Origin of the sequence: Methylobacterium sp. WL8 (genome assembly GCF_008040045.1) — a bacterium.
Taxonomy (GTDB): Bacteria; Pseudomonadota; Alphaproteobacteria; order Rhizobiales; family Beijerinckiaceae; genus Methylobacterium; species Methylobacterium cerastii.
The window spans coordinates 22016-28151 of the sequence record NZ_VRVF01000065.1 but is presented as its reverse complement, the minus strand read 5'-3'; the positions used below and the strand labels follow the sequence as shown (position 1 = coordinate 28151).

At 62.4% G+C, this 6136-nt stretch carries 4 protein-coding genes and 2 pseudogenes; 2 read left to right on the top strand and 4 right to left on the bottom strand.

Going from position 1 to position 6136, the window contains the following annotated elements; genetic code table 11:
- Nucleotides 1-194: 194 nt before the first annotated feature.
- The 3 genes and pseudogenes from FV234_RS19890 to FV234_RS19880 form a co-directional block, all read right to left on the bottom strand.
- Nucleotides 195-1793, bottom strand: a complete 1599-nt coding sequence (locus FV234_RS19890; protein ID WP_147831203.1) for a porin — start codon at nt 1791-1793, stop codon at nt 195-197.
- Nucleotides 1794-2965: 1172 nt separating this feature from the next.
- Nucleotides 2966-3909 (bottom strand): IS630 family transposase gene (locus FV234_RS19885; protein WP_147831201.1). Its coding sequence is split into 2 segments (ribosomal slippage): nt 2966-3573 and nt 3573-3909, totalling 945 coding nucleotides; the frame shifts between segments, so codons are not numbered across the junction.
- Nucleotides 3910-4002: 93 nt separating this feature from the next.
- A pseudogene (locus tag FV234_RS19880) lies at nt 4003-4344 on the bottom strand (transposase); the annotation flags it as partial.
- Between the two features lie 127 nt (nt 4345-4471).
- Between FV234_RS19880 and FV234_RS19875 the strand changes: the two are divergent.
- Entirely contained in the window at nt 4472-4681 is a 210-nt protein-coding gene (locus FV234_RS19875) for a hypothetical protein (RefSeq protein ID WP_187273740.1), read from the top strand.
- Between the two features lie 347 nt (nt 4682-5028).
- Nucleotides 5029-5295 (top strand): hypothetical protein, encoded by a 267-nt coding sequence (locus FV234_RS19870; RefSeq protein WP_147812916.1) that lies wholly within the window; start codon nt 5029-5031, stop codon nt 5293-5295.
- Between the two features lie 92 nt (nt 5296-5387).
- On the opposite strand, the pseudogene FV234_RS19865 reads toward FV234_RS19870, so the two are convergent.
- A pseudogene (locus FV234_RS19865) lies at nt 5388-6131 on the bottom strand (DUF4396 domain-containing protein).
- Between the last annotated feature and the right edge of the window lie 5 nt (nt 6132-6136).

The window sequence follows — 6136 nt, the reverse complement described above, 5'->3', positions numbered from 1 at the left end:
TTTTAATATTGATTTATCGCTTTATCGATTTGGAAACAACAAAGCCCGGCCAGTTGGCCGGGCTTTGTCGATCCTGCGAGGGGGAAGAGAAACCAGAAATTCTTCTGTTCTCCACGGATCTAGGCAAACACCCTGGTTGATAGTCGTGCGGCTCTTTTACCCGCCCAGCCGGTATCAGCGTTGGCGGAACAGGCTCAGAAATCGCGCTGAATACGGAAACGGACCTGGGCCGCATCCTGCGAACTGATGTAGCGCAGGGAGCTCTTGGAGATGTCGGGGGTCACGCCGCTGTTGAGGGCGGTTCGAATGTATTCGCCCTCGACGCCGATATCCAGGTCCCTAACCGGGGTCCAGATTAGGCTGGCGCCCGTGACGATCTGGTTGTTGCCGCGCAGGACGGGGCTCGTGGCGAAGGCTAACGCATTTGCCGCATTAGCTCCGCTTGGCGCGAAACCGAAACCGAGGGCGCCGAGTGCGTTGCGGCCCCGCGTGTTGTAGTCGATCTGCGCGTAGCTCCCGAAAACTGCCGAGCGCCAAGTTGGCGACCAGTAATGCAGCAACGAGGCGACAGTTGAGAACGAAGTAGAGAGTTCTAGCTTGCCCGTCGATGGGTTCAATACAGCATCTGAGTAGTATTGCAGGAACGATCCTCCACTCACCGGGGCGGCAGCGAGGGCATCGTACGGCGCCGTGTAGTTGGAGATGCCTGTGTAGCTCATGGCGCCCTGGCCATAGGCGCCTTGAAGGTAGAAGGTGTCGCCCGGGGCGATGAAGGGCAGATTGACCTTCACAGCGCCTTGCACCGCGAACCCGTAGTCGCTGGATGCGCGGCCCGTCGGAGCGATGCCGAGCCCTGCCGTGGCGGTCGCGACACCCGCGACCGTGCTGGCGGCGTCGCCGGCGTTGATCTCGTGCACGGCTGCCGACAACTGCGCCGACCCCCAGGGCTGATCGATTCGAGCGACGCCGACGAAGTCAGGAAGGCGGCTCTTCTGCGTCACGTCCACGAAGGCGACGGTGCCCTGCCCTACGATGATCGGGGCGAGGAACGTGGACGGCGTAAAAGGGTTGAAGGCGTTGCTATAGCCTGCAAATCCGCCCGCCGCCGTGAAGGCCCCAGCGGCGGCGCCGGTGCCGAAGATCGGGAAGCGTCGAAAGGTCGGATCTTCCATCGAAGCCGTCAGGGTGATGCCGTTGCCGAGCACCGCCGAGTAGGCAAGCAGGTTGGTGCTGTAATTGTCCGAACCAGCGGTGCCGCCGATCAACTCGAAGTCGTGGGCGTAGAAGTCGAAGAAGGACGATGCGCGACCGGCAGTGAGGCCGGCGAACTGGATAAAAGCCTTGTCGGCATTCACGAAATCCTGCGTCCGGCCGAAGGCGTCCGCGCCGAGGCCTGGGAAGGCCTGCCCCTCGCGCTGGCGGGAGGCCGAAGTGACGAAGGGGCCGCTGCGGGAGGCGACGTCAAGGCGCAGGAACGCGCGCAACGTGCCGTAATCAGTCTGCGTGCGCGCATCGAGGTTCAATCGGAGGAGGCCGACATAGCCCGACACGTCGCCTCCGCTTCCCGTGCGGACCTTGCTGGCCTGATACAGGTAGTCGTACCGTGCGCGCCCCGAGAGGCGGATACAGGTGTCGCTGCCAGGAATGTAGAAAAATCCCGCGCCGTAGGCGGTGCAGACGCGGACATATTCGACAGGGACTGCCTTTTTGACTGGAAGATCCGCGGCGCGTGCGCCCCCTCCGACGGCTAGCAGAGCCGAGGAATAGAGCAGAATCGTCTTGAGGTTTTGCATTGTGTCCCCACATCCGACGCCATTTGCGCCCAAGCGCCAGCATCGACCCGAATCGGTGCCCAATCGCAGTCCTCGTCAGTAGAAAGGACTGTCGTTGCAGCTTTTTGGTGACTTGGCCGCTTATCGATCGGCAGCTTGACTATATATTTGGTTGCATCTTTCGGCAAATAAAAAGTGATTTATTTAAATAAAGGTATTTCAATTTTAAATAGGATTTTAATTTTCTAACTGATTTGATTTTATGAGTTTGAAGCAGACGCCATTTCTCCGTCATCAGAACGCCGATAAAGACCCGTAGAAATCGAAAGAATAGACGATAACCGATGCGCATCTTGTGAGATGCTTCGGCCAACGCTTGGACCGCTCTGCGGCCAAGACGGGAGTAGATCTCGTTCGCGGTCGCCAATAATGGAATGTTCTAGGTCAAGTATTGCTTTGCCATAGCCGTCCACAGCGGATCAGTTAAGTCAGAGGGTGCTTTCCAAGCTCTTTCTGCTCCCGGACTGATGGCGCCGCCCCTCAATAACATCAGCCTTGTAAGGTTCGCGGCCTAAGCAGGTGTTCGAATTTTAAACTTGACTAACGAAAGCAGACGGGCGGCAAACCACACATCCCGGTCGTAGAGCGGACGCACGGGCCGCGACCCAACGCGTCTGCTGAGTCCGTCTCCATGTCTGCCTGTAAGCGGGCGTTGTTTCGCCTCCTGCTGTTTGGGTAGGATCAGTGGAGCGCCGCCTAACCGACCGTCGACAACGGATGTACCGCAAGCGGTATTTCGTCGGCGAGGGCAGGGGGCGCTATTGGAGGCGAAGAGCAGACGCGAGGGCATGGGTGATGAGCGTCTTCATGCAAAATATGGTCGTAATTTGTGCTTTTCTCCTGACGGAAAATAACCCGCCAGCGGATGATCCAGCAACAAAAGATCAACTTCGAGCTTTTGGAGCTTTAATTAGATCTGAAACATACTCTTGCCCAATAGCAACGAGTGCGACTTTCCTGGGTAAGAGTGGAAATGGATACGCCGTGAGGGTGACTTGTTCTGATGCAACCGTCGGATCATTTTACGTTCCGACCGATTATGTATTAAGCATAGACCAAGATTTTAATGTCGTAATAAGTCCGATGAAATAATATCAAAGAGCGAAGCCCTTTGGTCCTAGAGCGTTTTCGGTTTAATCTGGTTCGTATCCTGCAGCGGCGAAGAAGTTGGTGCTTTCGTCCGGGGTGACGGTGTCGACGAGGCCTCCGATGGCCGACCACAGACCCTCGACGGTGCGTTCGGCCGCCTTTCGCAGCAGGGCCTTCAGCTTCGAGAAGGCCATCTCGATCGGGTTGAAGTCGGGGCTGTAGGGCGGGAGGAACAGAAGCCGCGCACCGGCCGCCTCGATCGCCGCCCGCACGGCCGGTCCCTTGTGGCTGCCGAGGTTGTCCATGACGACGATGTCGCCTGGGGTGAGTTCGGGCACCAGGACCTGATCGACGTAGGCCTGGAAGGCGTCGCGGTTGATCGGCCCGTCGAGCACGAAGGGCGCAGCGATCCCGGACAGGCGCAGGCCGGCGACCAGGGTCGTGGTCTTCCAATGGCCGTGCGGCACGGGCGAGCGCAGCCGCTCGCCGCGCGGGGAGCGTCCGCGCAGGCGGGCCATGTTGGTGGCGGTCCAGGTCTCGTCGAGGAAAACAAGGCGCGCAGGGTCGAGGTCGGGCTGGCCCTCGAACCACGCCTCGCGCGCCACCTTCACGTCCGGGCGGTCCTGCTCGGCGGCGTGCGCTGTCTTTTTTTGTACGTGAGGTCGCGTGCGTCGAGGAAGCTCCACAGGGTGCCCAGCCCGATCGTGAGATCGTGCTCGTCCCGCAAGCGGGCGCGCATCTCTTCCAGGGGGATGTCGTCCTTTGCGTCGATCAGCGCGCGCAGGAACGCCTCGTGCGGATCGAGCTTCGAGCGGCGCGCCCGTCCTTGCGGACGAGCGGCCACCGTCCCGGTCGTCGTCAGCGCGGCCATCCAGCGGATCGAGGTCGCGATCCCGACCCCGAAGCGCGCCGCCGCCTGCCGACGCGACGTCGTTGCGGCCGCTGCCACCACACGCTCGCGCAAATCCTGGCTGTAGGGCCGTCCCATGCATCGCTCCCTCAAGAGCGATCAGTGAATCAGCCCGACGCCGCTGCGTGAACCCCAATCAGTCGAATCAGCCCAAACCGAAAACGCACTAGTTTTTTTGAGCAACCGGTTCTCCAGAATGAGATCAGCTACGACCTCCTTCAGCGCCCCCGCTTCGCGACGGAGATCCCGCACCTCATCCGTGGTGGCCGCACGAGACGTGTCGCCGGACAGGCGCTTCTTGCCAGCCTCCAGGAACTCCTTGGACCAGCCGTAGTACATCGAGGCGGCGATCCCCTCACGTCGGCACAACTCGGCAATGCTGTCCTCGCCACGCAAGCCTTCCAGCACCACGCGGATCTTCTCCTCGGACGAGAACTGCCGACGTGTGGCCCGGCGAATGTCCTTGATCACCGCTTCTGCCGGCTTCTTGGCCGGTCCGGATGTCTGCTTCATCTTCGCTCCTCAGGGGCTACGATGAACCAGCCATCCTCCGTTCGTGTAGACCCTCATTCTGTCCCACAGGTGCTGACGTCGGACAGTCTCCTATCCGCTCGCGGGTTGGCTCGGCGCATCGGTCGGAATGCCGGCGACGCTCGCGGTCCTCGGTGCCCTGACGATCGCCGGGGTTGCGGCGGCGGCTTGGACGTGGCCGGCTGCCGATCCCGACGTGATCGAGCATGCCCATGCCGACCTCGCTCAAGGGCACCCGCACCTTCACCAGGGCAAGCGCCATGCGCACGCCTTCGTCATCGACGACCTCCATCGGCAGTGGCCCGCACGCGCCGGATGACGGAAGGGACGCGAGGGGATGTTCCCCGGAGGCCCGGACGCGTCCTTCGACGTCCGGGACGCGCGGCGCCTGCGCCGTCACCGTTCGGACGATCCCGCAAGTGCATGCGGAAGAGGGGCGAGGACGGGTGATCCGGTCGAGCCGGCGCCCCGTCGAGGCGGGCGGCGACCCAAGTCGGCGCGAGGGCCCGCGGGGCCGAAGCAACCGTGGGAAGAACGTTCCCTTATCCATGCTCGGCCCAGGAGTACGCACCTCGCGGAACGGTCCTGGAAGCATGGCCGTTCACAGGTGTCGCCGGATTGGTCTCTGACCCGATCCAGGCCACCAACAACCTGAGAGGAAGCCAGATGAGGAAGTCCCTGTTCGCCGTCGCCGCCCTGGCTGCGCTCGGCGCCATCGGCATCGCCGCACCTGCGTCCGCCGCTCCCGGCATGGTCGGCGCCGTCGATGCCACGACCAACGTCGTCGACGTCCGTATGGACGGCATGCACGGTCACCGCGGCCACGGCCGCATGATGCGCCATCGTCACGGGCACCGCCACATGATGCGCCACCATCACCACCGCGGCCACATGATGCGCCACGGTCATGGTCATCGCCACCACCGCATGTGATCGTCCAGGGGCCCTTCGGGGCCCCTTATTTTTTCTCGATTGAAACGACGGACCTCAAGGCAAGCAGGTCGCACGGGCTTGCGGGAGCGAACTTACATTCGCTCCTTGATGCCGGAGCCGACGAGCCACCAGTTCACCGGGTAGCTGGTCAGGAATCCGGCGACCATGGCGACCTGCATGGCGAACCAGAACTCGACCGAGTTCACCGGCGCGCGCTCCCCGGCAAGGTGCGGGAACACGACGAACTGGGCGAACGCCATGAAGCCGTACATGCCGACCTGCCAGGCGATCAGCGACAAGGTGTCGGCCTTGAGCGCGGCAACGATGCCCTGGCCGGGGGAGAGCCCCCGCATTGGGACGATGGCGTAATACTGGAACACGATCCCGAGCCCGAAGGCGAAGACGAAGTCCAGCGCCTAGACCGCGTACATCTTCTCCTCGAACAGCGACTGCCAGCCGAACCAGACCGCCACCACCGGCGCCAGGAAGGCGAGCCACTCGGCGGCGACGTCGCCCAGCATGCAGCCGCTGCCGCAGTGGAGCGCGCCCTTGCCCACCATCACCGGGAACGGCGTTTGCGTCATGTTCGGCGGCTTCTCGTCCCGCTCCATCGCGCGGTGATGCGCCTCCATGGTCGCGAGGCGGCCATAGCGAAAGTAGGCCCAAACCACGACCACCGTGCCGAACAGGGAGCTGACCGGCCAGACCACGTTCATCACGGTCATGTGCTGCGGATGCCGAATGACCTGCACCGACAGCAGCAACGAGCAGGCGGCCCCGAGCAGCAGGGCCAGGATCGAGAGCGCGTGGAGCCAGGCGGGGAACGTCGTGGCCATGCCGC

Excerpts from the sequence above, each read along its gene's own strand:
- FV234_RS19870 (WP_147812916.1), top strand. The coding sequence starts at position 5,029 with ATGAGGAAGTCCCTGTTCGCCGTCGCCGCCCTGGCTGCGCTCGGCGCC.
- FV234_RS19875 (WP_187273740.1), top strand. The coding sequence starts at position 4,472 with ATGCCGGCGACGCTCGCGGTCCTCGGTGCCCTGACGATCGCCGGGGTT.
- FV234_RS19890 (WP_147831203.1), bottom strand. The coding sequence starts at position 1,793 with ATGCAAAACCTCAAGACGATTCTGCTCTATTCCTCGGCTCTGCTAGCC.